We start from the raw sequence: 18,742 nt of genomic DNA, 5'->3' as shown, positions 1-18,742 counted from the left end.
AGCAACTCCGCAGTCGATCAAACATTGGAGCTTATTGCATTATGAATCGAAATCTTGTCCTAGTCATAGGGCTTAGTTTGGCGATCGCTCTCCCAGCAATTCCAGCCCAGGCTCAGTTTCGGCAGGGCACCGATCGCAATTCCCAAGGATACGTCCCAGCCCATTACCAGGGGCAGCCCATGACGCGCTCTGGCTTTGCTTACCTGACGCAGTTGGGGAGAGGCATGGATGCAGAGGGCTATTACCGTCATCCAGTGCGAACACGGACAGCCTTTGGCCAAATCCTTGCAGATGGAATCTGGGCATTTCCAATGGAATGGCACCCCGAACACTCTATCCTGCTGCACATCCGCAGTGGTTGGATTTACCGACAAGACTATCAGCTACGATCGAACTAGGGAGAAAAGTTGATATGACGAAACCAGGAAATCTTGACAGTAACGACCTCCCTGGTGATTCTGACGAACGGCTATTTTTTGCCCTCAATCTCAAAGAGGGGCTTGACCCCCAGGGGGTGATTGAAGACTGGGGCGATTTCAACAACGACTACCGGGATGATGCCCATGATGAAGCGAATGCTCTACCCCAAACCCAGGATGATTCTGGTGTTGGATTCTCCTCATCTGAAGAGGTTCAGACGTACTATGATAGTCTTGTGTCAGAGGACATCACAATTATTGAGAGGGAAGACCCATGAGAATTGGTAATCACGAGATCCAATTGCTAGAGCCAACCCCGAACTATGACACCCTACCTTCAGGACAGGCGGATGCTTACCGCTTGCTGCTGGCATTGGGAGATGGGCAGCATTCTGAAGAGACGCTGATCCGGCAGTTAGGGCTAAAATCACGTCTTCCCCTCTGGTCTAGAATTGAGCATTTAGCAGAACGCGGCATGGTTCGGTTCCAGGACATCAAAGCCGCCTAATCCTGCAAAGTTCCCCTCACGTTCTTCCCCGGTCTGATTCGTTCAGATCGGGGTTTGTTGTTTTTGGGGGCGATCGTCTGATGTCAGGCGAACTAAGGACACCTGATGATCGGCTGTTTGGTTTGAACCAGGGCTTCAAGTAAGGCAACCGCTTGTTCAGCCGGATGAAGTTGGGCGACTTCCGTTTGCAACTGTTTAGCATTTTGGCGATAGCGTGGATCAGACAAAACCTGCTGTACTGCTTGCCGAATCTGTTTGGGCTTTGGAGTTTTCGTGTTCAAATTAATGCCAATATCACGCCAAGCGATTCGAGCACAGATCTCGGCTTTATCTTCTGATTTACCAGCGGCAACTAAGGGAATGCCGTGAGCCAATGCCATCTGAACACCGTTATACCCGCCGTTCGTCACCATGACATCGACGAAGGGGAGCAGGGATTGGAAGGGGATAAATGGCTCTACTCTGGCATTATCCGGCGGCGAGAATGCTCCCAAATCTGCTGCCGAGCGATTGCCTGTGGTCGCTACGACTAACACGGGTTCATGCTTCAATGCTTGCAGCGTTGGGATGATCAGATCGGCTAAGTCTGTAGCGACGGTTCCTTGCGTAACGAGAATAACTGGAATGTCTTGGTTTAGCTCATCCCACCAGGAAGGTGGCGTAAAGTGGGTAGATGATGTTGCAGGCAGCAGTGGACCAATGAAATGAACTTGTGGCGGTAAGTCACTCCGAGGATATTCAAATCCTGGCACTGTTCCCGCCAGGTACAAATAGGGAGAAAGAACATCAAACAATAAGGTATTCGTCGCACCCAGGGATACCTGCGATCGCGCTTCATTGACATCGGCATAGAGCGATCGAAAGATCACAGTTTGGAGGAGTCCATAGAGGATACGATTGCGGAAGCGTCCCAAGGGTGAGGCATTCGGCTTTAATCCCAGACCAAAGGGTGCAGTATCCTGGCTGGGGAGTGTCAGGGCGGACACTCCAAGTTGCGCCCACGGGATACCTGTCTGCTCATGCACCCAGTCCGCGGCAATAAAGAAAGAATCTGCCACAATTACATCTGCTGGAAACTCTTCCAGGAGATGGAGTAGGTCTTGGGCATTGCCGATCGCTGCTTGAATGAAGAAATACTTCAGGTCGAACTTTAACTGGGACAACCCTCGGAGTGTTTTCCGTTGAGCTGATAATTCAGGCGGAACATTCTCCGCGATCGAGTAGTCAAGTCCTGCGTTCATGGGACAAAAACGAGCACCGATCGCGGCAATGCGCTCCTGAAAAGGGCTCCGGTATACCACCACACCTCATGTCCCTGGCTGACCAGGGTTTGAGCAATGGGAAGCATCGGAGAGACATGTCCAATGACAGGAATCGTCGCAATTAGGAAACGAGCCATAAGAGTTTCCAATAATGACAGCACACCAACAGCTTAAGTGACCGGAGCGCAAGTGAATATCCAAGGCGGCATCAATTTTTCGACTCGTCACTGAAGGGGATTGCAATAAGGAAAGCCGCTTTAATTCTTTCCCCCAAATCTACTGCTGATGGTTATGAACGATCGGTTTCTGAACAATTGAGATCTTGGGCACTCTGAGGTAAACCCGATCGGATTTTCCATGACCTCTCACTTGGCTGCTCCTTACCGACGTACTCTTTCAGCGACCGCTCAACTAATGCTCAATCGAGGTTTACTTTCCTCTAACGAAACTCACCTGGACTATGGCTGTGGTCGTGGAGGGGACGTTGAGCAACTGCGTTCACGGGGTTATGCGTCCAATGGCTATGATCCGCACTATTTTCCGGGTTCCCCTGCCTCGGCGGATGTAGTAACGATGGGTTACGTCCTTAACTGCATCCAAGACCCGGATGAACGTCGAGCAGCATTGCTGAATGCCTGGGCATTGACCCGATCGCGGTTAATTGTGTCCGCAGATGTGCGAGGTGAGGGGGTGCAAGCGATCGACTCAGGACGAATCAGCAATCGAGGGGCATGGACGAAACAGTACAGCTATCTGGAGTTGAAGGCTTACGTTGAAACGGTTCTGGGGATGAGAGCGGAGAAGTTAGCCAAGGATAAGCTGTTAGTGTGTCGTGATGCGCCAAACGTTTTGGTGTATTCGCCGGAGCAAGTCTGTGAGTTAAGCGATCGGCTTCAGGCGGAGGGCTTCATTGCACCCTTCCACTGCGTCATCAGAGGCTACTGCACTGGCTTCCAGGTCAAGGCAGGGATGATTGATACTAAGACGATCCAGAACTATGGCAGGTGGGCTGGTTCTCGTCGCTATTATCGGCTCAAGTCCGACCAGTACAATTTACCGGGAGCCAGAGGTCAAAGGGTCAAAGTTATTCACCTGGGTTACTACGGTAGTGAAAAGTTCCAATGGGCGATCGCTGCCATTCAACGCAGGAACCTCCTGGCAAGGTCAAAGTTTCACTGCTGTGATCTATCGTTCATCTCTGAGTTTGCGGGAGTGAAGGACTTTAGCTTTCTGACGAGTGATGAGGCTGGCATCATATTGGACGATGAAGCGAAGCCCAGACATACGAACATTCGCTATGTGATGCCCGAAGGAGTAGATCCAGCAGTAGGGCGATCGATGCCTGTTCAGTGAACCCCAACCCTCGTTTGGTAAGTCAAAACCCCCTAGTCCCCACTTTTCGGCTAGGTTTGTGGAGATGACCGCTTAAAGAGGTTTTCAGCCTGATTTCGTAACAGTATTAGAAGTATGAATCTTTAGCCAAATCTGCTTGAACGAAAGGACTGACGGTGATTAGAACTTTGATCTGCTGCGATTTAACGCCCTCGTGCGGTTGGGGATCTGTGGAGCGGCAAGACGATATCTTGCTTAGTTCTACACCCGGCAGGAGGCATGGAAAACTTTATTTTTTTTTTGAATTTAGCGGAAAAAGTTTCCCACACCCCCTGCCACCCAACCGCTATTAGATAAAAAAGAAGAATTCTCTCAGCCACTAACCCACCCCTCTCCCCCACCCCCCACCCCGAACCAAACGAACAGGAAAGCGGAAGGCGCAGCCGCAGGCTGCCAGATGTCGGACACCCGCGATCGCCCTAAAACAGCCTGAGTTGCTCCTGGGTCATCCACTCCGGCATCACTGGATCGTTGCAGAGCCAATGTAAAACGATCGTGACCTCTTTACTGTGGGCATAGCGTACGGTTCCCCATGTGCCGCTCCCTTGCCAGCTCGTCAAAGTTAACCCCACTGGGCAAGGCTTATTTACCCAAGCATGAAGGGTTCCCCCTGAGATAGCGATCGCATCGATCATCTGTTTGCTTCGGCGTTGGAGCTGCCAGGGTTCCCGCGTTTCAGCTTCGTATACGGTGAGGTTTTGCTGTTGCTGTTGGGCGATCAAGCGAACTAGGGCATCTACGCCGGTTGCGTCGCCGACGTGCCAGTGTGCCTTCTGCTGGCTGAGTTGAATTAGATCGTGTTTAACTTGCTCGACTTGCACCGGTGCGAGATGGCGAACGCCAGAGAATCCAAGAATTAAGGTTTTATAGCTCATCTGATATAGTCCGTTTGTGCGATAAAAGGGCAGAGTGTCCTATAAACCCTGTTACTCTGCCCAGGCTTTCCAGCTTGCCCCGGTCGCTTGCTGGTGGGTTGCCGTGCCCATGCCCCTATCGTTTCCCTGTCTTGCTCGGTTGCTGCTCCTTGCGCCCCTGGAAGCTCTCGCCTTTACTCGATCAGGTTTCTGGTTAGTGGGTGGCTTGGCGATAGGCTCAACATCACGGCTTACGGCTTAGGCAGTTGCTCCAGTTCGGTGAGTTCCCCTGCTACTGATGCGATGGTTCGGGAGTTCCCCTGCTGCCATCCTGCGGTTACTACTGCGTTCAAAGGCTTTACTCGCCCCCTTGCCTATTCTTAATATAGCACATTTGTGCTTTATTTATAGTTTATTTGTGCTATATTAGTATTAGTTCGACAGGGAGATTTCACCATGATCCGCACTCGCGTTACGCGCTTAAAAGATGGGTTTTCGTTTTTGACAATTAATCCCCGGCTGGGATTGATGTATCGAGCATTGCAACATCCAGGCAAAGAAGGCAGAAAAGACTTGATCCAGTGTGCCTACTTTGGTTTTGAGACAGAAGCCGAAGCCGTGAAATTTCAGAAATATTGCCAAAGCAAAGCGATCAGAGCCATCGCACGGGAAGCCGATCGCCTGCCGGATTGCGCGTGGGAAGTGAAAGTTTGGGAGTTTCCAGAGCTTTTACACCTTGTTTCTCGTTGCCTGAAGCGCAGCCCAGAGCCACCGCAAGCCGCCTAGTGAGTAGTGACCTGAGCAAGTCATAAAACGGCTCTCGCGTCCGACCACGCGATTATCCCAGAACCCAGAACACGAAAGGATAAAACATTCTATGCACTTCGATCGTTTCGACATTGCAGCCGCTTACTACCACTTCACCCAGTTAACGATCTATCGCGGGATGCATTACGACTACCAGACAGTGAGCCATTACCAATTGCAAAAAGCCTTACAGCTTACGGCCCTACTGTTCAAGCCAGGGTTAAGCGATCGGCAGTTGCTCACCCTTAGCCCCAACGCGAAAGCCATCTACAAGCACCTGGTACAGCGACAGTTAGGGATTACCAGCACCAAAAAAGCCTGATCGATCTTGACCTGAGCAAGTCATAAAACGGCTCTCGCGTCCGACCACGCGATTATCCCAGAACCCAGAACAAAGGACTTAAAAATATGTCAAAGCAATCTCACCCTCAGATCTACGTTGCTTGTCTTGCCGCTTACAATGCCGGACATTTGCACGGAACTTGGATCGAGTTCACCCCCGATACAGACGCGGAAGACGTACAGGCCCCGATCGACGAGATGCTGAAGCGTTCCCCAGAACCAGACGCGGAAGAATGGGACATCCACGACAGCGAACATTTTGCAGAATTTCGCAGCCACGATCTAGAGCTACTGTGTCAGGTTGCCAACCTGATCAATGAACACGGGGAAGGAGCGGTAAAAGGCTTCATTGCCCATCTTGGTAGCGTCAACACCGCAGCAGAGATCGATAACTTCAGCGATATCTACCTGGGTTGCTACCAGTCAGAAGCCGATTTTTGCGAAGAGCATTTTGGTATTGCTGAAGCAGCAGAGAAGATCCAGGTTTTTGACTGGGCAACGCTAGATCAATACATCGACTGGGAGCGGATCGCCAACGACGCTTTTATTAACAGCTATTTCTCCCATAAAGAAGACTATCAAACCGTTCATGTTTACACACGGTAGTTAAACTATGCCGTCCTGAGCATGACGTTAAACGGCTTATGTTTAACGCCCCTGCCTATCCGACCAAAGAGCAGCAGGGGCATATCCCCAGAACAGAGGACATCTCATTATGACTCCATTTGAACAACAACAACTGGCTCAAGAGCAAATCGAACAGCAGGACACCGCAGCCTTTAACCGTTACCTGGATGGCTCAGAAGATGCTGCTTTCGGACAACTGCCCCGTTATACCGATACTGCCTATCTCATGGGTTATGTTGCCAAGCTGAAAGAACTACCCACCAACCCAGACGGCACAATCCAGCACTACAGCCCCCGTCAACATTTTGCCTATGGCATGGTTGATAGCCCCGATCCATGCGACTGTGGGGAGTTCTAAGCATGATCCATCCAAAGAATTTCCAGGTCAAGACCTTGATCGGTCAGCGATGCCCCATTCGGCGTGAGTCCTGCATTCTGACCCCCGGCAAGGAGTTCGAGAGCCAGTACCCTGAACAGTTTGAATGGCTGATGCTGGCTTGGGAAGAGCAGGGTAAGGAGTTGCTAGAGCTATGAGCAGCGATCGAACTTTCTTCCTGACCTACATGGAGTTGCAGAGGGCACACAAGCTACTGCACAAGGCACTCAAGGCAATGGAAACCGGAAGCACAGACGACGAAATCAAACGGTTGATCGCTCAGTGTGAGTCATCGATCGCCAGTGCCAAGCTCCATTAATTCCCCGGCTAGGGCAGTGCCGTCAAACTGCCCCCTGTTAACGCCTCAAACCCAAGGATTTCCCATGATTTGCGTTCAGATCATTCAAACTGCTGGCGAGTGTGGCAAAGAGACATTTATTGCAATTGAGGAATACGACAGCCCAAACCAGCGCATTCAAATGGGTTGTGTATGGATTGCGCCAGAGCAGTTAGAAAGCGTGGTTGAAGAATTGCTTCGTCTCAGGCAGGAAATCAAATCCCACACACCCTGATCGATACAGAACCCGCCCATCAAGATTACTTTATCCCCAGAACACCTGATGAAAAACATCCTTGAGCGAATTCAAGAGCGACTGATTGAACTCCGCGATCGGGCCACAGATGACGAGGTTTCAGATGAATTAGATAATGCGTTACTTCACCTGGAGGCAGCGATCGATCGCCTGATTCAGATCGATGAGGAGAGTGAGGTAGGAGAGCTATGAAGTCTCTCACATGGTCAGCCCAATCTCTTTAATCACTAGAGCAGCTTGATCCCATCTAGAAAATCTGCACGTTACCGGGAGTCGTGCCCCGGCGATCCCCTCATTCATTTTTAGAACGCATTATGGTAGCCACAGCAATGCTCATCTCAGGTAAGGTCAAATACGCCGCAGGTAAACCTAGACAGACTATCTATGGCGATCGGATTAACGTGATGATTACCCTCAGCACGGGCGAAGACGTTCGACTGTGGGGCAACCCCGGCGACCCTTCCCTCACCCCCCTTCGCAAAGGACAAGACGTGAGCCTGATGCAAAACGGCAAAGGCTATAAGCTGGTGAGTCATAGTGATTCGGCTCCTATTAACGGTAGCGATCGCCCTCCAGTGGCTCCATCGATGGCTGAACCTGTCCTGCCCCAGGATCAGGACTGTCTAGAAATTGTGACGATCTTTCGCCAACTTCGCGCAGCGTTACCAGAGTGCCGGGAAGATACCGTCAGAGCCTTTACCTCTACCGTATTCATGCAGCGATGTAAGGCAGAGGCAGAATAACGGCAAGTGTACATAGCACCTTTGGGCTATGATTGCAGTGCAAACGTGCGTTACTACGACATCATGGGACGGAAAGAGGTTTACGAAGCGCGGATGAAAGAACTGGGGTTGACAGCATACCAACTGGCCAAAAAAGTTGTCGAGCTGCGGCAAGCACGGGGCGAGGATGCTAACTTTACGAGCATTGAGAGCAGCATCCGCAAATGCCTGAAAGACCCGGACGGTCGTGCAACCTATATCAACGATGACATTGTTAAAGCAATGGACGGTGAGACGGTGATCCGTTGGAAGAGCTTGACTGAAACAACAGTCTAACCAGGTAGTGTCCTATGCAAGGACAGGACACTCAGGACTGTCCTATGGGACACAAGACAGCAATCGCATTTTCAACCATTCATAAAAGTATCATTTTCGGGCAGGGGGATAGAGTCAGTGGATTCTACCCCTTTTCTTGCAACGAGTTTCAGCATATAGTTCCGCGCTTCTTGCGGTAAGGCATCCAGAATCTTCTCAACGCTATCAATTCTCAAGTTCTTCCCATTCCGAAATTCACTGATCTGAGCAGGAGACAACCCACTTCGTTCGGCGATCTCCTTCCCTGTTAACTCAAACCGAAATAACGTTTCTCTGAAAGCGTCAGCAAATTTCATTTAGCGGTGCCGTTTGTCCACAGTGAACTTACTTACATTTTCCTGTAATTTCTTCCAAGTTCATAGAATACGAGATTACACATAAATATAATCTGTTATACTTTCCTATAATTTATTATTGGAAAATAGAATGAACTTCATGAAAATTCCCCGAAAATTCCTCCTTTCTGCGGAAGAAATTCGGCATATTCGCCATACTCAGCTTTCTCAACTCACAGGAATTCGCGCCAACAACTTTCCGAGATGGGATCGGGGACGACGAATTTCAGAGCAGACTTTGGAGCGATTAGCCCTCGGACTGCATACCAGCAAGTTTGAAGTGCTCAAGGGATTTGAGCTAAGGCGACAAGACGTGGCTACTGCCCTTGCAGCTCAAGCGAAGGCAGATCAGCTGATCATTCTTCTCGGTCTAGACCAGGAACCAGCGTGAGCCTATCTACTCTTTTGCAACAATCTGCCGCGCGTTATGAAGCGGCTGTTCAGCGTGTCCTTTCCCAATGGATTCCCGATTGCGGTTGCACTCGTCCTGGTTCGGCAGCCCATTGTGAAGCGTGTCCCTGTTTAAGTGTGTTCGAGCAACGAGTGAAAGACGAAATTAGTGCACTGCAACAGGCACACCGCAATGATGTGCCTCCTACGACCCTGCATAGTTTTCATGACAACGAGAAAAATTGCATCTACTTTTCCCAACCACCCTTATGACTTTGGCGATCGGGTTTATGTTCTGCCCATTCAACGAGGTGGAGTGGTTCAAGGCATTCTACGCAGCGATAACGGCTCATGGCGTTATTTCATCTCTGGACTGGGTTCCCTCTTCGATGTGTGGTGGTTGGAAGACCAGCTAGAACCTGCCTGCCCCAGATGCCTATCACCGTGGGATGAAACTCATCCTTGTTCAAATTGCGGTTTTACGGTTGACGACTTGATCTAAAAAAAGTGCCCCGGTCTGTAAGTGCAGAGTCGGGGCAATTGTTTCATTTTCTTTACATAGGGTACATCATGTCAGATTCTACCTCTGATTCCAAGTCCCCTGGCAATCACCGCAAGCCAGGGCATAAACGGCTTACCCCAGAACAGGTTAAACAGCACTGGAAGCTAGGAGACTATACAGCTTCCGGCTATTTGATTCATCTGCTGGGAGCCTTGAAGCGTGATGGTTGGGTGGTCGATATCCCCAACGTCGCTGAGTTTTGTCAGTTGTGGGAGATTGGAGAACGCCGCTTTTATCGTGCCAAAGCCAAGCTGATTGAGCAAGGCAGATTAGGGGAGCGCATCAAAGGGCGACTGAAGCTTTGGATCATTACTGATACCGAACTGATACCGATCGGGTCGTCCGCATGGATGGCGACCTGGATGAGGATGAAGAGGATTTAGACGATTCATCCACTGACACAGATGACAGGGAGACTGACAGCAGTGTCATGGAGACTGACAAAAATGTCATAGAGACTGACAGTGGTGTCATGGAGACTGACAGTGGTGACAGTGACACCCCCCTTAAAGTCTTGCCTGATAAGGCTTTGCCGACTTCCCCAGATCTCTTTCAGATCTCTTTCAGATCTTCTTCATCTCTCTCTCATTCCCACCCACCCCACCCAAGAGAGAGAGAAACAGAATTATTGAATGATGGACAGCCGATCGACTCCTACAGAAAGTGGCTACTAAAACGGGCAGAGGAATTACCGAAACGACCCGCATTAGTTGACAAATGGATTACTAAACAAGCTCAAGATCCAATCAATCAACAGGCATTTCTCAAGTCTCAACAGCGATCGGTGAGGGCAAATCTTCCGCCACCTGGAGCGGAACCCGTTTTTGAATTGCCAAAACAAGCCGAGTTAACGCCTGCTGAACACCTGGAACGCTGCCAGCAGATGTGGAAGGTTGCCCGATGCCGTAAAGCAGTACGAGAGGCGATTACAGCGCATCCAGAATGGGGGTTAGTGCTAGATCGAGATGGGCCGCAGCTGCCCATCCAGTTGAAGTGTCAGGAGGATTGCCATGACGCTCAAAGGACGGCAGCTTTCCTTCCTGCTGGAGGTTCCTTCCTATGCCATTGCCAATCCACCCCAACCAGGGGAAACCATCACCACAAGCAGCGGTCAAGCGACGGTGACAACCACTGAGCAAGTCGGTCGGGCAACGGTGATCTGGGCAGACTACGGTTCTGGCATTTCCCATCCCCACACCCAGGAGAGCCTGTTATCCCCAGAACAGTGGCATGAGAGACGAACCGCTTTTCATCGTGGGCATTCCTACACAAAAGCCGATCGGTGTTCTGGGGATAACCCAACGAAGCGCAAACGCAGGCATTCTCCCAAGGGAGCAGCGTCAGGCTGGATTGAGGAGCGGCTTGCTAATAAGAAGCGCAAAATGCCGACGACCTACTACGTCTACAAGTGGGAGGACGCAACAGGCAGACACAGCCGCTATATCCCGGCTCGAAAACTTTGGCGAGTGCAGCAAATGGTGGAGATAGAAGGACGACCGATCGCGGAAGTTTTGGCAGTTCTGGAAGTTCGATCAGGGGAGGAACCGTAATGCATTGGTGGATAACTCTTGTGTTGGTTGGGGCAGCGTATTGGTTGGGACGACTTCAAGGAGAGCTGGTTGCAACCTATCGAATCCGCCGAAAGCTAGAGCGCATTCTGATGGAGGTTGTGTTGGTGCAGCGGTATCAGGAGGCGATCGACCAGGAGCAACAGTTGAATTGAGGGAAAACCATGCGGCTAGATCTAGACTCAACCGAAATTCATTGGCTACGGCACTGTTTATTGGCAGCGACAGGTGAACTCCCCGCTGACCCAGAACTCAAGCTGGTATGTCTGAACATTTTGCAGAAGATTGAGGAGACAGGCTGTGTGGACGAGGGCGATCGAGGGGGTAGTACAGACGTTGTTCCCCTAATCGGGTCAGCTCAACCATAGGTAGGAGGTAGGAGAAATTGGATATGAGTGAGCAGAAGGAAGAAATAATTCGTTTCACTGTGGATTTGAATGAATCCCTACACAGAGACTTATCGTTTCTGGCAGTCCGTTGCCGTCGTTCCAAGGCAGATCTGGTCAGACAGGCGATCGTCCAACTGCTGAAGGACATGGAAGATGAACAGATGGTGCGGTAGATGAGGAAGAACCGTCGCGCTCATTGAAGCCAGGTGAATGGTCAAAACACCCGGATGGTGGGTGGCACAATTAGAAGAGGGATGCAGTAGTGCAGTAATTGTCAGTTGAAGTTAAGGCATTTGCGATGGAAGCGATTCGCCTTGCTGCAATGACTGCACCATTTTGCTGAATTGAGTTCTTGTCCAATGGGTGGTCTATTCGCATTTCTCTTTTTGCTCTCATCTACGGGTCTAGTTTTTGGTCTGGCCCAACCGCAACGAGTTCCTTTCATCGGCGACCGGAGCCGCAAGCGGATTGCTAAAGCCTATGGGCTGCCAACTGCTGTGTTCTTTATCCTCACTGCTGCAACGGGTGAACCCTCTGAGCCACCCACCGTTCAGGAATCTCCTTCGCCCCAGGCAACTCCTTCGCTGGTTGAATCTTCCCCAGAACCAGCCACGACACCAGAAGTCTCTCCCAGCCCAGAAGTAGCTCAGTTCCAGTTTCCCCAGTCCACCTGTGGTGATAGCTCTGGCTCTGATGATGACACCTGGTATCCGGTCTTCATTGATGGAGCTGATGTAGCAGTGGTACGGCAGTCCTTCTGTGCCGATGCAGTCAGTACGGTTCGCTCGGAGACAGGGAATCCTACCGTGCAAGTGGCCAGCTTTACCGATGCCGATCGCGCCCAGAGGTTTGCCAGAGCGGTTGAGGGGGAAGTGGGGCAACCTTCATCCCCAGAACCAGAACCAGAACCGATCGCTGAGGTAGAGCCTTCTCCTTTGCCACCCCCTACTCCTACTGTTAACCCTAATGCCCCGGTTCGGGCAGCACGGCAGGGAAGTTGTGACTGTCCCTATGATGTGGATTCGGCAGGGCGAAGCTGTGGTGGGCGATCGGCGTACTCCAGACCAGGGGGCAGTAGTCCGGTTTGTTATGAACGCGATCGGTAATAAAAAAAGGTCGCTTGGTTGGTGGTTAGGATTTGAGGTGGGAATACTGGGAAGGTGGTTTCGTAGATTTCCGATCACTCCGATATTCGATCAGCCAGACAAACAGATTCCTTGATTGATTTTGTTCTCTGCTGCCCGCAGCTGCATTCTCTATCAAGCATCCCAATTATGGGAATTGTATATGTTGGGATTCCTGAAACGGGCAGAACTGCCTGTGTAGGAGTATACGTATGCTCTAGGTGGCATCCAGATCGATGCAGAACCATTGTTCAGTCCGCAGGATGACTCGTCTTGGATACCCAAGTCCGATCGAAGCTGGTATTTTCAACTGATGGCAAATCTGGGTATAGAACAACTTCCACGAATCCTAGACGTTTCTGAATTTTTACATACAGAGCAATTTCAATGAAGATAAACAAATTCATACTATTGACAAGCACGATCGCCTTATCCCTGATTGCCGCACCAGCCTTAGCGCAAACCTGTAGCGACTTTGCCTACCAGGAAGACGCGCAAGCCAACTACAGCAGAAGGCTCGATCGAGATGGTGATGGCGTTGCGTGCCAGAATCTACCAAGACGCGGAACAGCAGCACCTAGACCAACCACAAATCTTCCGGCAACCAACCGATCGACTATACCTGGATGGATGGTCTTATCGGCTTCTCCAGGTTCTCAGGTGAACGTCCGATCGACTCCATCAACCTCGGCTAACGCACCTCATTATGGTTTGGTCGGTGATCGGGTTTGGGCAACGCGATCGGCTGTGTCCGAGGGATACACCTGGTATTTTGTCGGTTTTCCGGGTAGCGGCGCAACTGGTTGGGTCAGAGGCGACTTGATCCGATTCGATTGACTTGAGCGCGTCTAGTGAAAGCGATCGGACTTTGCTATTTGAGCGGGTTAAGTTGTACCAACCAGAGTTTTTGGAGATAAAAGTGAACAATAGAAATAGTTTGATCGTTGCTGGGGGCGTAGGGTTTTTAACGGGTGCGGTAGTTGGGGCGATTGTTAGCCCGATCGTTTTTCATCTCTACGGCAAGTCGATTAAGCAATCATCTCTTCGATGGCTGGCTTGGGCCGCGACGGGGATCGTTGCTGCTCCTATCTGTATTGCGCTTCAAACTCCATTCTTGTCTCAGGGAGAGGCAGAAGTGCAGCAACCTGAACCTACGCAGTTACAACCAATCGCGGCTGAACCAATCGCGGCTGAACCAATCGCGGCTGAACCAATCGTAGAACCAAGCATAGAACCAAGCGTAGAACCAAGCCCAATCGTTCCTCTCAATCGAACTGAGGAATATCGTGCATCTCTCATTTGGACAGGTCTAGATTTTCAGCAGACCTTTTCTGGTAACATCCGAGTTGATTTTGAAGGTGATGAACCGATCGGCTTTGAGTTTTTGGTTGTCACTAGTCCTAACCTACCTGGTAGAGCCGAGCATCTCTTTCAATACGACTTGAGAACAAGCAACGGAGTAAAAGCTTGGAAGCAGTATGGACATGAGGGAATCGAAGAGGAAGATCCGATCGCATCAATTGATGTTGTTGACGGCAAAACCATTATCACGATCGACGCGATTGATGATGACGGGTCGATCCTCATAAAAGAATGTAAAGTCTGGACGATCGAAGCTGATATTTTCGCCCAGTAAGACAAGTTACCTGCAACGGTTTCAGCAGAAAGGATATGCAGTGGTCTACTCGCAATATCTAGACGACTGTGCGGCAACTCGTGAGCAATACCTGGAAGCTGAAGCCAGGGCAGAGGCACTGGAAATCGAGGCGCGATCGGCTGGGCGAGGGTGTGGCGGCATGGGAATGCGATGCGGCCTTGGAAGTATCGGTGGAGTTAGCGGTAAGGACTACTTATTCCCCTGAATAGGGTTTGGTTTGCTTGGGATTTAGCCCAGCTTCTGCTGCCAGGGTTTGATGGAGCTTTGCCACACTGATGTTATCCTCATCGGCTTGACGAATCCGATCGACCAACTCCTCCTCCGTTAAGCCGTACAGGTTGCAATAGTAGGCAATCTTGCGATCGAGCAGTTCCTTGTTGGCATCGGTTCGGGCCACTGCAATATCCCGCAACAATGCCGCCTTGGATTTGCGATCGCCAAAGCTCCATTTCAAAAATTCGTTGTAGTGGTAGTCGCCAAACTCTGCACTACCGACTCGCGTATCCGCCACCAGGTTCTCCTGCATTTAACCTCTCTCCTAATATTGCAACAATATTGCGGCAATGAAGATCTGCCCAAGTTTGAAAAATCCTGGCAGACAAGCTGATTTCTTGCGGCAGTTGTCGTAATATTGTAAGCATATTGCAACGATATCGTAGCAGTGCCGTCAATTAAAGATGAAAAACCCCTGGTGGTGTAATGCTGTCCGGGAAAGGTTTTGGAGAAGGCGCGGAGGGAATGCCTGCATGACCAGCCAGAGCAAACTCACCAGAGGCTAGCGGTGTAGAGCCGCAATTCTCCAACGGATCACAAGCGTTCAAAGTTCAGGGGCGATTCCTGCGGAAAGCTTCGCTAGTGCTTCGCCCCATTCTTGACTTGCCAAGGAGTTGGTATGAGTTACGACGTTGAACGGTATACCTGGAGCATTCGCAAAAACGGTAAGGAATGTGCCCGTGCGACCACCCGCGCCGAAGCAGACCGGATCATTGTGCAACTGCGGAAGATTAACCCCACTGCGGCATTTACGGTGCATTACGAGGGCAAGTCGATCCGCCATTGCCGGAAAGGAGGACGACCCCTTGAATAGGGAACAGTTTCTGCTGATGCAGGGAAATGCGATCGCCACTGCATTAGTTCAAAAAGGTTACAGAGTCAAAAAGCTGGAGAATCAGATCGCCTGGGAGGTGGAGCAGCCCGATAGTGATCAATGGTTATTGCTGACCTTCATTCCTCGTCCCGTTGACCAATGGCGAGTTTTACCACCTGCCAGGGGTGAGCGTTATTCGGAGATCTACGAGATGATTGAGCAGGCGATCGGGGGGAGGAAGTAGGCAAGCCCTGCAATCTGAGAACATACAGGCTGGTGTTATTCCTCTGAGCCTGAACCTGCTGCAAGTTTCACCAGATGAATGTGTTTGTATCCCAACTTGACTTCAAACTCGTCCCCTGGCTGTAATCCCATCATCTCGGTATACGCTTTGCCAATCAAGAGTTGACCATTGGCATGAACAGTGACTCGATAGGTGGGTGTTCTTCCCCTGCCTATGGCGTGTTCTGGATCAACGCTCACCCCTTCCGCTTCCAGCACGGCTTCAATGAATGCCGATAGGTTAGTGCGGATCTCCCCCGATTTAGTCTCAGTCCCATAACCGCAGGCTTGTGCCTTTTCCGATTTGGAAAGGTGCGAGAGTTCTTTCAATTTCTTGAGTAGAGCCTTGCCCGTTAAGGGAGCGGTGGGAATTGCCATTGCTTTCGTGTGCCGTTAAGTTGAGATCGATGATCAGACAGTATCTTAATTCATAATGCTGATCACCCCTAGAGGTCGGCGTGATTTCTCATCTCAGTGCGGGAAGCTTATTTCTAACGCCCTCCTGGTCTTTCACTGGCGGCTCTACCCCCACATCGGCTACCATCGGCTGCTGTGTCTCCTGGCGTGTTGCAATTTCCACCACCAGAACTGCCACCCCCCTCACCGCTACTCATCCCCCCGAATCTGAACACCTCAAAGGTATAGGGGCTATTGGATGAGCCACTGCTGCCAGCTTGTCGCCTCATGGCATTGATGGAGGTATCCCAATTCAGTGTGACTTGGAGATTGATGAGGTTATTGAGTGGGCGATCGGGGGGAGGAGGTAGGAATTATACCGCTAAATCTTCGATCGCTATGAAGGCGATATTTGGGTTTGGAGTAAGGACTAGGGGTGTACGATACGGAGAAGTTTATTTATCCTGGATTAAACGTATGTTTCAGAGGGAGTTCTCAAATGCCAACGACTAGCATTGATAGCAGACTCATGAGTTTTGGTGAACTACTGACTGGGAGCAATTACTATGTAGTGCCAAATTTTCAGCGTGACTACTCCTGGACAGATACAGAAGTTGAAGAATTGTGGACTGACATTGTAAATACAATTGATGAAAATCGAAATGAACACTTCTTTGGTGCAATTGTTGTTAATAACTCCAACAAGCCTAAACTTGAGCTAATCGATGGGCAACAGCGTATGACAACAGTTTCCCTACTAATGTGTGTGATTCGAGATATTGCTACAGATCAGGGAGACTCGCAGTTAGCTTTGATCATTTCGCAAAACTATTTAGGCTCTCTAGACTCACGCACCCGAAGAACTGAGCCAAAAATAATTCTTAACGATACAAACAATCAATTTTATCAAGAAAATTTCATTGAGCCTAAAGATATCTCTTTTCTAAAGAATCAAAATAAAAAGATGTCTCAAGGGCAGCGTAAGTCAAATAAGCTGATGCTCTCTGCATACTTGCTTCTACATAAAAAAGTTCATGAACGCGCATCAAAGGCAAAAGATTTTATAGAAACCTTAATTCAGCTTGAAGAATGTATCAGAGACAAATTAAATTCAATTGTGATTTCAGTAGCTGATGAATCAAATTCATATTTGATTTTTGAAACTCTAAATAATAGAGGATTACAACTATCTGTTGCAGATTTGCTCAAAAATCACTTATTTTCCAAATCGTCTGACAAACTCCTGGATGTTCAGAAACAATGGGTGGAAATCAATCGTGAAATAGATAAGTTTGATTTAACAAAATTTATTCATCACTACTGGATGTCAAAGTACGGCTATGTAAGTGAAAAAGATCTGTTCCGCAAAGTATCAACTAAGCTTAAAAAACCATTAGATGTTCTTGACTTTGTAAATTCGCTATATGAATCAGCGGAAATATACAGTGGATTCAAGAATCCACAAAGTTCTGTATGGTATTCCTACCATCTGGATGTCAAGAACCAAATTAGAAAGTTGCGTCTTTTTGATGTTAGTGAATGTTATCCTGCTTTACTCGCTGCGAAAGAAACCTTTACAGGTAGCTTATTCCTTAAATTTTTAAGGATGATTGTTATTTTCTCTTTCCGATATAATGTGATTTGTAATCTCAATCCTAAAATTGAGGCTTTATACAGTGAGATTTCTGTATTCATCCGAAAGAATAAACCCAAAAATCTAAAGGAAGTTTTTGAAAAGTTAGAAAAGCTTTATCCTGATGATGATTTTTTCTTTGAAGCTTTTCAGAAGAGAAGTTTTGATAAAAATCATACTGAGTTAGCACGATACATTTTGCAAGAATTAAATAGCTATTACTCAGGGCATAAAGAGTTGATTGCAAACCCTGATGCAACCGAAGTGAATCTCGAACATATTCTTCCACAAAAGCCTAATGATATTTGGTTGGCAAAATTCAACAAAACAGATTCTAGGCAGTATATTTATAGACTTGGCAATCTAACCCTACTTGACTCCAAAAGAAATCGCAGTATTGGGAATAGCTCATTCCAGGACAAATGTTCCAAGGCTTTTTCCTATTCTAAGTTGGAGATCACGCAAGAAATTTTGGAATATTCTATCTGGGGTCCAAAACAAATTGAAGAACGACAGACTAAGATGGCTAAGGCTGCATGTGAGATTTGGAAATTGGACTACTACAAAAAGTAGAGTGCTTCACCAGCGGTTGATTCTGGTCTACTGCCTTACCTTACCCAGCCCTTACCACATCAAGAAGCTGGGTTAAGGTCATTTGCCACTTCATCGTTCTCTGACACTTCTGTGTTGCTTTTGTCAAGGATGCGGGAATCATACTGATATCACTCTTTATAGGGTGATTTATGAAACATGATCAATAACGTATCCTCCAAAGCTGTGACCCGTCCGCAAGATAGTGCAGATTTGATTTTGGAACTCCGCCAACGGTTGGAATTGACTCAAGAGCAGTTTGCCGCCCATCTCGGTGTTACCTTTCCAACGGTCAATCGTTGGGAAAACCGACGCGCCAAACCCTCTCGACTCGCCCTCCAGTCCATTCGCGGACTACTTGAACAGATGGGTGAATCTGGACAGGATTTGCTCACGAAGTATTTTTCTAGTTAATTCAATTTATCTGTAATGCGATCGAGTGCCGTGCTGC

37 protein-coding genes are annotated in these 18,742 nt (G+C 49.1%); 30 read left to right on the top strand and 7 right to left on the bottom strand.

From position 1 onward, the window contains the following. The first annotated feature begins 41 nt into the window (after positions 1–41). Genes ACM1PF_RS24305 through ACM1PF_RS24295 form a run of 3 tightly spaced genes read left to right on the top strand, consistent with a single transcriptional unit; the run spans position 42 to position 927 of the window. Complete coding sequence (locus tag ACM1PF_RS24305) at positions 42–398, top strand: hypothetical protein (protein WP_416667956.1); 357 nt, start codon at positions 42–44, stop codon at positions 396–398. A gap of 14 nt (positions 399–412) precedes the next feature. Beyond that, positions 413–697 (top strand): hypothetical protein, encoded by a 285-nt coding sequence (locus tag ACM1PF_RS24300; protein ID WP_416667954.1) that lies wholly within the window; start codon positions 413–415, stop codon positions 695–697. After that, positions 694–927, top strand: coding sequence for a hypothetical protein (locus ACM1PF_RS24295; RefSeq protein WP_416667952.1), 234 nt, complete (start codon positions 694–696; stop codon positions 925–927). The genes ACM1PF_RS24300 and ACM1PF_RS24295 overlap by 4 nt, the downstream gene beginning before the upstream one ends. 92 nt (positions 928–1,019) lie before the next feature. Here ACM1PF_RS24295 and ACM1PF_RS24290 read toward each other — a convergent pair whose 3' ends face one another. Together ACM1PF_RS24290 and ACM1PF_RS24285 are read right to left on the bottom strand one after the other, a co-directional pair. Next, complete coding sequence (locus ACM1PF_RS24290; RefSeq protein ID WP_416667950.1) at positions 1,020–2,168, bottom strand: glycosyltransferase; 1,149 nt, start codon at positions 2,166–2,168, stop codon at positions 1,020–1,022. Further along, positions 2,165–2,326, bottom strand: coding sequence for a hypothetical protein (locus tag ACM1PF_RS24285; protein WP_416667948.1), 162 nt, complete (start codon positions 2,324–2,326; stop codon positions 2,165–2,167). Before ACM1PF_RS24285 ends, ACM1PF_RS24290 begins: the two co-directional genes overlap by 4 nt. A 220-nt stretch (positions 2,327–2,546) precedes the next feature. On the opposite strand from ACM1PF_RS24285, the gene ACM1PF_RS24280 reads away from it, so the two are divergent. Further along, entirely contained in the window at positions 2,547–3,542 is a 996-nt protein-coding gene (locus tag ACM1PF_RS24280) for a hypothetical protein (protein WP_416667946.1), read from the top strand. A 458-nt stretch (positions 3,543–4,000) separates the two neighbouring features. On the opposite strand, the gene ACM1PF_RS24275 is transcribed toward ACM1PF_RS24280, so the two are convergent. Then, a complete protein-coding gene (locus ACM1PF_RS24275; RefSeq protein ID WP_416667944.1) occupies positions 4,001–4,456 on the bottom strand; it encodes a hypothetical protein in 456 nt (151 codons plus the stop codon). 34 nt (positions 4,457–4,490) lie between these two features. Here ACM1PF_RS24275 and ACM1PF_RS24270 point away from each other — a divergent pair, with 34 nt between their 5' ends. The 11 genes from ACM1PF_RS24270 (at position 4,491) to ACM1PF_RS24220 (ending at position 8,238) form a co-directional block, all read left to right on the top strand. Beyond that, positions 4,491–4,697 (top strand): hypothetical protein, encoded by a 207-nt coding sequence (locus tag ACM1PF_RS24270; RefSeq protein ID WP_416667941.1) that lies wholly within the window; start codon positions 4,491–4,493, stop codon positions 4,695–4,697. 194 nt (positions 4,698–4,891) lie between these two features. Next, the gene (locus tag ACM1PF_RS24265) at positions 4,892–5,221 is read left to right on the top strand and encodes a hypothetical protein (protein ID WP_416667939.1); all 330 of its coding nucleotides are present in this window, start codon (positions 4,892–4,894) and stop codon (positions 5,219–5,221) included. Positions 5,222–5,312: 91 nt separating this feature from the next. Next, on the top strand, positions 5,313–5,564 hold the full coding sequence (locus ACM1PF_RS24260) for a hypothetical protein (RefSeq protein ID WP_416667937.1): 252 nt from the start codon (positions 5,313–5,315) through the stop codon (positions 5,562–5,564). An 86-nt stretch (positions 5,565–5,650) separates the two neighbouring features. Further along, on the top strand, positions 5,651–6,190 hold the full coding sequence (locus ACM1PF_RS24255) for an antirestriction protein ArdA (RefSeq protein ID WP_416667935.1): 540 nt from the start codon (positions 5,651–5,653) through the stop codon (positions 6,188–6,190). Positions 6,191–6,299: 109 nt separating this feature from the next. Next, positions 6,300–6,569: a hypothetical protein gene (locus ACM1PF_RS24250; protein WP_416667933.1), complete on the top strand. Its 270-nt coding sequence runs from the start codon at positions 6,300–6,302 to the stop codon at positions 6,567–6,569. Between the two features lie 2 nt (positions 6,570–6,571). Continuing rightward, positions 6,572–6,745 (top strand): hypothetical protein, encoded by a 174-nt coding sequence (locus ACM1PF_RS24245; protein WP_416667930.1) that lies wholly within the window; start codon positions 6,572–6,574, stop codon positions 6,743–6,745. Then, positions 6,742–6,906: a hypothetical protein gene (locus tag ACM1PF_RS24240; RefSeq protein WP_416667928.1), complete on the top strand. Its 165-nt coding sequence runs from the start codon at positions 6,742–6,744 to the stop codon at positions 6,904–6,906. Before ACM1PF_RS24245 ends, ACM1PF_RS24240 begins: the two co-directional genes overlap by 4 nt. A gap of 64 nt (positions 6,907–6,970) precedes the next feature. Then, on the top strand, positions 6,971–7,159 hold the full coding sequence (locus ACM1PF_RS24235; RefSeq protein ID WP_416667927.1) for a hypothetical protein: 189 nt from the start codon (positions 6,971–6,973) through the stop codon (positions 7,157–7,159). A gap of 48 nt (positions 7,160–7,207) precedes the next feature. After that, the gene (locus ACM1PF_RS24230; RefSeq protein ID WP_416667925.1) at positions 7,208–7,372 is read left to right on the top strand and encodes a hypothetical protein; all 165 of its coding nucleotides are present in this window, start codon (positions 7,208–7,210) and stop codon (positions 7,370–7,372) included. A gap of 122 nt (positions 7,373–7,494) precedes the next feature. Next, complete coding sequence (locus tag ACM1PF_RS24225; RefSeq protein ID WP_416667922.1) at positions 7,495–7,923, top strand: hypothetical protein; 429 nt, start codon at positions 7,495–7,497, stop codon at positions 7,921–7,923. A gap of 6 nt (positions 7,924–7,929) precedes the next feature. Continuing rightward, entirely contained in the window at positions 7,930–8,238 is a 309-nt protein-coding gene (locus ACM1PF_RS24220; protein ID WP_416667920.1) for a hypothetical protein, read from the top strand. Between the two features lie 71 nt (positions 8,239–8,309). Here ACM1PF_RS24220 and ACM1PF_RS24215 read toward each other — a convergent pair whose 3' ends face one another. Next, a complete protein-coding gene (locus ACM1PF_RS24215) occupies positions 8,310–8,573 on the bottom strand; it encodes a helix-turn-helix domain-containing protein (protein ID WP_416667918.1) in 264 nt (87 codons plus the stop codon). A gap of 130 nt (positions 8,574–8,703) precedes the next feature. On the opposite strand from ACM1PF_RS24215, the gene ACM1PF_RS24210 reads away from it, so the two are divergent. The 11 genes from ACM1PF_RS24210 to ACM1PF_RS24160 all read left to right on the top strand — a co-directional run bounded on the left by ACM1PF_RS24210 (position 8,704) and on the right by ACM1PF_RS24160 (position 14,507). Then, the gene (locus tag ACM1PF_RS24210) at positions 8,704–9,003 is read left to right on the top strand and encodes a hypothetical protein (RefSeq protein ID WP_416667917.1); all 300 of its coding nucleotides are present in this window, start codon (positions 8,704–8,706) and stop codon (positions 9,001–9,003) included. 225 nt (positions 9,004–9,228) lie between these two features. Next, positions 9,229–9,504: a hypothetical protein gene (locus tag ACM1PF_RS24205; protein ID WP_416667914.1), complete on the top strand. Its 276-nt coding sequence runs from the start codon at positions 9,229–9,231 to the stop codon at positions 9,502–9,504. Positions 9,505–9,572: 68 nt separating this feature from the next. Continuing rightward, positions 9,573–9,947, top strand: coding sequence for a hypothetical protein (locus ACM1PF_RS24200; RefSeq protein ID WP_416667911.1), 375 nt, complete (start codon positions 9,573–9,575; stop codon positions 9,945–9,947). Positions 9,948–10,574: 627 nt separating this feature from the next. Then, positions 10,575–11,114: a hypothetical protein gene (locus tag ACM1PF_RS24195; RefSeq protein ID WP_416667909.1), complete on the top strand. Its 540-nt coding sequence runs from the start codon at positions 10,575–10,577 to the stop codon at positions 11,112–11,114. Further along, on the top strand, positions 11,114–11,287 hold the full coding sequence (locus ACM1PF_RS24190; protein ID WP_416667906.1) for a hypothetical protein: 174 nt from the start codon (positions 11,114–11,116) through the stop codon (positions 11,285–11,287). Before ACM1PF_RS24195 ends, ACM1PF_RS24190 begins: the two co-directional genes overlap by 1 nt. 9 nt (positions 11,288–11,296) lie before the next feature. Further along, on the top strand, positions 11,297–11,500 hold the full coding sequence (locus ACM1PF_RS24185) for a hypothetical protein (RefSeq protein ID WP_416667904.1): 204 nt from the start codon (positions 11,297–11,299) through the stop codon (positions 11,498–11,500). 23 nt (positions 11,501–11,523) lie between these two features. Continuing rightward, complete coding sequence (locus tag ACM1PF_RS24180) at positions 11,524–11,694, top strand: hypothetical protein (protein WP_416667901.1); 171 nt, start codon at positions 11,524–11,526, stop codon at positions 11,692–11,694. 186 nt (positions 11,695–11,880) lie between these two features. Beyond that, positions 11,881–12,627, top strand: a complete 747-nt coding sequence (locus ACM1PF_RS24175; protein WP_416667898.1) for a hypothetical protein — start codon at positions 11,881–11,883, stop codon at positions 12,625–12,627. 405 nt (positions 12,628–13,032) lie between these two features. Then, positions 13,033–13,482, top strand: coding sequence for an excalibur calcium-binding domain-containing protein (locus ACM1PF_RS24170; protein WP_416667896.1), 450 nt, complete (start codon positions 13,033–13,035; stop codon positions 13,480–13,482). An 82-nt stretch (positions 13,483–13,564) separates the two neighbouring features. Beyond that, on the top strand, positions 13,565–14,281 hold the full coding sequence (locus tag ACM1PF_RS24165; RefSeq protein ID WP_416667894.1) for a hypothetical protein: 717 nt from the start codon (positions 13,565–13,567) through the stop codon (positions 14,279–14,281). 40 nt (positions 14,282–14,321) lie between these two features. After that, a complete protein-coding gene (locus ACM1PF_RS24160; RefSeq protein ID WP_416667891.1) occupies positions 14,322–14,507 on the top strand; it encodes a hypothetical protein in 186 nt (61 codons plus the stop codon). On the opposite strand, the gene ACM1PF_RS24155 is transcribed toward ACM1PF_RS24160, so the two are convergent. Next, a complete protein-coding gene (locus tag ACM1PF_RS24155; protein ID WP_416667888.1) occupies positions 14,496–14,828 on the bottom strand; it encodes a hypothetical protein in 333 nt (110 codons plus the stop codon). The genes ACM1PF_RS24160 and ACM1PF_RS24155 overlap by 12 nt on opposite strands. 366 nt (positions 14,829–15,194) lie before the next feature. Here ACM1PF_RS24155 and ACM1PF_RS24150 point away from each other — a divergent pair, with 366 nt between their 5' ends. Together ACM1PF_RS24150 and ACM1PF_RS24145 are read left to right on the top strand one after the other, a co-directional pair. Further along, entirely contained in the window at positions 15,195–15,389 is a 195-nt protein-coding gene (locus tag ACM1PF_RS24150) for a hypothetical protein (protein ID WP_416667885.1), read from the top strand. After that, a complete protein-coding gene (locus ACM1PF_RS24145; protein ID WP_416667882.1) occupies positions 15,382–15,633 on the top strand; it encodes a hypothetical protein in 252 nt (83 codons plus the stop codon). Before ACM1PF_RS24150 ends, ACM1PF_RS24145 begins: the two co-directional genes overlap by 8 nt. A 35-nt stretch (positions 15,634–15,668) precedes the next feature. Here ACM1PF_RS24145 and ACM1PF_RS24140 read toward each other — a convergent pair whose 3' ends face one another. Both ACM1PF_RS24140 and ACM1PF_RS24135 read right to left on the bottom strand, forming a co-directional pair. Further along, entirely contained in the window at positions 15,669–16,049 is a 381-nt protein-coding gene (locus tag ACM1PF_RS24140; protein WP_416667879.1) for an AbrB family transcriptional regulator, read from the bottom strand. A gap of 113 nt (positions 16,050–16,162) precedes the next feature. Beyond that, positions 16,163–16,357, bottom strand: a complete 195-nt coding sequence (locus ACM1PF_RS24135; RefSeq protein WP_416667877.1) for a hypothetical protein — start codon at positions 16,355–16,357, stop codon at positions 16,163–16,165. A gap of 209 nt (positions 16,358–16,566) precedes the next feature. Between ACM1PF_RS24135 and ACM1PF_RS24130 the strand changes: the two genes are divergently transcribed. Further along, positions 16,567–18,273, top strand: coding sequence for a DUF262 domain-containing protein (locus ACM1PF_RS24130; protein ID WP_416667874.1), 1,707 nt, complete (start codon positions 16,567–16,569; stop codon positions 18,271–18,273). A 204-nt stretch (positions 18,274–18,477) separates the two neighbouring features. Further along, the gene (locus ACM1PF_RS24125) at positions 18,478–18,705 is read left to right on the top strand and encodes a helix-turn-helix domain-containing protein (RefSeq protein ID WP_416667871.1); all 228 of its coding nucleotides are present in this window, start codon (positions 18,478–18,480) and stop codon (positions 18,703–18,705) included. Positions 18,706–18,742 lie beyond the last annotated feature (37 nt).

The organism is Egbenema bharatensis FJBBOT/2019, assembly GCF_048077055.1.
Classification (GTDB): domain Bacteria; phylum Cyanobacteriota; class Cyanobacteriia; order Elainellales; family Elainellaceae; genus Egbenema; species Egbenema bharatensis.
The sequence above is the reverse complement of the archived record's forward strand: the minus strand, read 5'-3'. Positions and strand labels throughout refer to the sequence as shown.

Excerpts from the sequence above, each read along its gene's own strand:
- ACM1PF_RS24305 (WP_416667956.1), top strand. The coding sequence starts at position 42 with ATGAATCGAAATCTTGTCCTAGTCATAGGGCTTAGTTTGGCGATCGCT.
- ACM1PF_RS24300 (WP_416667954.1), top strand. The coding sequence starts at position 413 with ATGACGAAACCAGGAAATCTTGACAGTAACGACCTCCCTGGTGATTCT.
- ACM1PF_RS24295 (WP_416667952.1), top strand. The coding sequence starts at position 694 with ATGAGAATTGGTAATCACGAGATCCAATTGCTAGAGCCAACCCCGAAC.
- ACM1PF_RS24290 (WP_416667950.1), bottom strand. The coding sequence starts at position 2,168 with ATGAACGCAGGACTTGACTACTCGATCGCGGAGAATGTTCCGCCTGAA.
- ACM1PF_RS24285 (WP_416667948.1), bottom strand. The coding sequence starts at position 2,326 with ATGGCTCGTTTCCTAATTGCGACGATTCCTGTCATTGGACATGTCTCT.
- ACM1PF_RS24280 (WP_416667946.1), top strand. The coding sequence starts at position 2,547 with ATGACCTCTCACTTGGCTGCTCCTTACCGACGTACTCTTTCAGCGACC.
- ACM1PF_RS24275 (WP_416667944.1), bottom strand. The coding sequence starts at position 4,456 with ATGAGCTATAAAACCTTAATTCTTGGATTCTCTGGCGTTCGCCATCTC.
- ACM1PF_RS24265 (WP_416667939.1), top strand. The coding sequence starts at position 4,892 with ATGATCCGCACTCGCGTTACGCGCTTAAAAGATGGGTTTTCGTTTTTG.
- ACM1PF_RS24260 (WP_416667937.1), top strand. The coding sequence starts at position 5,313 with ATGCACTTCGATCGTTTCGACATTGCAGCCGCTTACTACCACTTCACC.
- ACM1PF_RS24255 (WP_416667935.1), top strand. The coding sequence starts at position 5,651 with ATGTCAAAGCAATCTCACCCTCAGATCTACGTTGCTTGTCTTGCCGCT.
- ACM1PF_RS24250 (WP_416667933.1), top strand. The coding sequence starts at position 6,300 with ATGACTCCATTTGAACAACAACAACTGGCTCAAGAGCAAATCGAACAG.
- ACM1PF_RS24245 (WP_416667930.1), top strand. The coding sequence starts at position 6,572 with ATGATCCATCCAAAGAATTTCCAGGTCAAGACCTTGATCGGTCAGCGA.
- ACM1PF_RS24240 (WP_416667928.1), top strand. The coding sequence starts at position 6,742 with ATGAGCAGCGATCGAACTTTCTTCCTGACCTACATGGAGTTGCAGAGG.
- ACM1PF_RS24235 (WP_416667927.1), top strand. The coding sequence starts at position 6,971 with ATGATTTGCGTTCAGATCATTCAAACTGCTGGCGAGTGTGGCAAAGAG.
- ACM1PF_RS24230 (WP_416667925.1), top strand. The coding sequence starts at position 7,208 with ATGAAAAACATCCTTGAGCGAATTCAAGAGCGACTGATTGAACTCCGC.
- ACM1PF_RS24225 (WP_416667922.1), top strand. The coding sequence starts at position 7,495 with ATGGTAGCCACAGCAATGCTCATCTCAGGTAAGGTCAAATACGCCGCA.
- ACM1PF_RS24215 (WP_416667918.1), bottom strand. The coding sequence starts at position 8,573 with ATGAAATTTGCTGACGCTTTCAGAGAAACGTTATTTCGGTTTGAGTTA.
- ACM1PF_RS24210 (WP_416667917.1), top strand. The coding sequence starts at position 8,704 with ATGAACTTCATGAAAATTCCCCGAAAATTCCTCCTTTCTGCGGAAGAA.
- ACM1PF_RS24205 (WP_416667914.1), top strand. The coding sequence starts at position 9,229 with ATGACAACGAGAAAAATTGCATCTACTTTTCCCAACCACCCTTATGAC.
- ACM1PF_RS24200 (WP_416667911.1), top strand. The coding sequence starts at position 9,573 with ATGTCAGATTCTACCTCTGATTCCAAGTCCCCTGGCAATCACCGCAAG.
- ACM1PF_RS24195 (WP_416667909.1), top strand. The coding sequence starts at position 10,575 with ATGACGCTCAAAGGACGGCAGCTTTCCTTCCTGCTGGAGGTTCCTTCC.
- ACM1PF_RS24190 (WP_416667906.1), top strand. The coding sequence starts at position 11,114 with ATGCATTGGTGGATAACTCTTGTGTTGGTTGGGGCAGCGTATTGGTTG.
- ACM1PF_RS24185 (WP_416667904.1), top strand. The coding sequence starts at position 11,297 with ATGCGGCTAGATCTAGACTCAACCGAAATTCATTGGCTACGGCACTGT.
- ACM1PF_RS24180 (WP_416667901.1), top strand. The coding sequence starts at position 11,524 with ATGAGTGAGCAGAAGGAAGAAATAATTCGTTTCACTGTGGATTTGAAT.
- ACM1PF_RS24175 (WP_416667898.1), top strand. The coding sequence starts at position 11,881 with ATGGGTGGTCTATTCGCATTTCTCTTTTTGCTCTCATCTACGGGTCTA.
- ACM1PF_RS24170 (WP_416667896.1), top strand. The coding sequence starts at position 13,033 with ATGAAGATAAACAAATTCATACTATTGACAAGCACGATCGCCTTATCC.
- ACM1PF_RS24155 (WP_416667888.1), bottom strand. The coding sequence starts at position 14,828 with ATGCAGGAGAACCTGGTGGCGGATACGCGAGTCGGTAGTGCAGAGTTT.
- ACM1PF_RS24150 (WP_416667885.1), top strand. The coding sequence starts at position 15,195 with ATGAGTTACGACGTTGAACGGTATACCTGGAGCATTCGCAAAAACGGT.
- ACM1PF_RS24140 (WP_416667879.1), bottom strand. The coding sequence starts at position 16,049 with ATGGCAATTCCCACCGCTCCCTTAACGGGCAAGGCTCTACTCAAGAAA.
- ACM1PF_RS24135 (WP_416667877.1), bottom strand. The coding sequence starts at position 16,357 with ATGAGGCGACAAGCTGGCAGCAGTGGCTCATCCAATAGCCCCTATACC.
- ACM1PF_RS24130 (WP_416667874.1), top strand. The coding sequence starts at position 16,567 with ATGCCAACGACTAGCATTGATAGCAGACTCATGAGTTTTGGTGAACTA.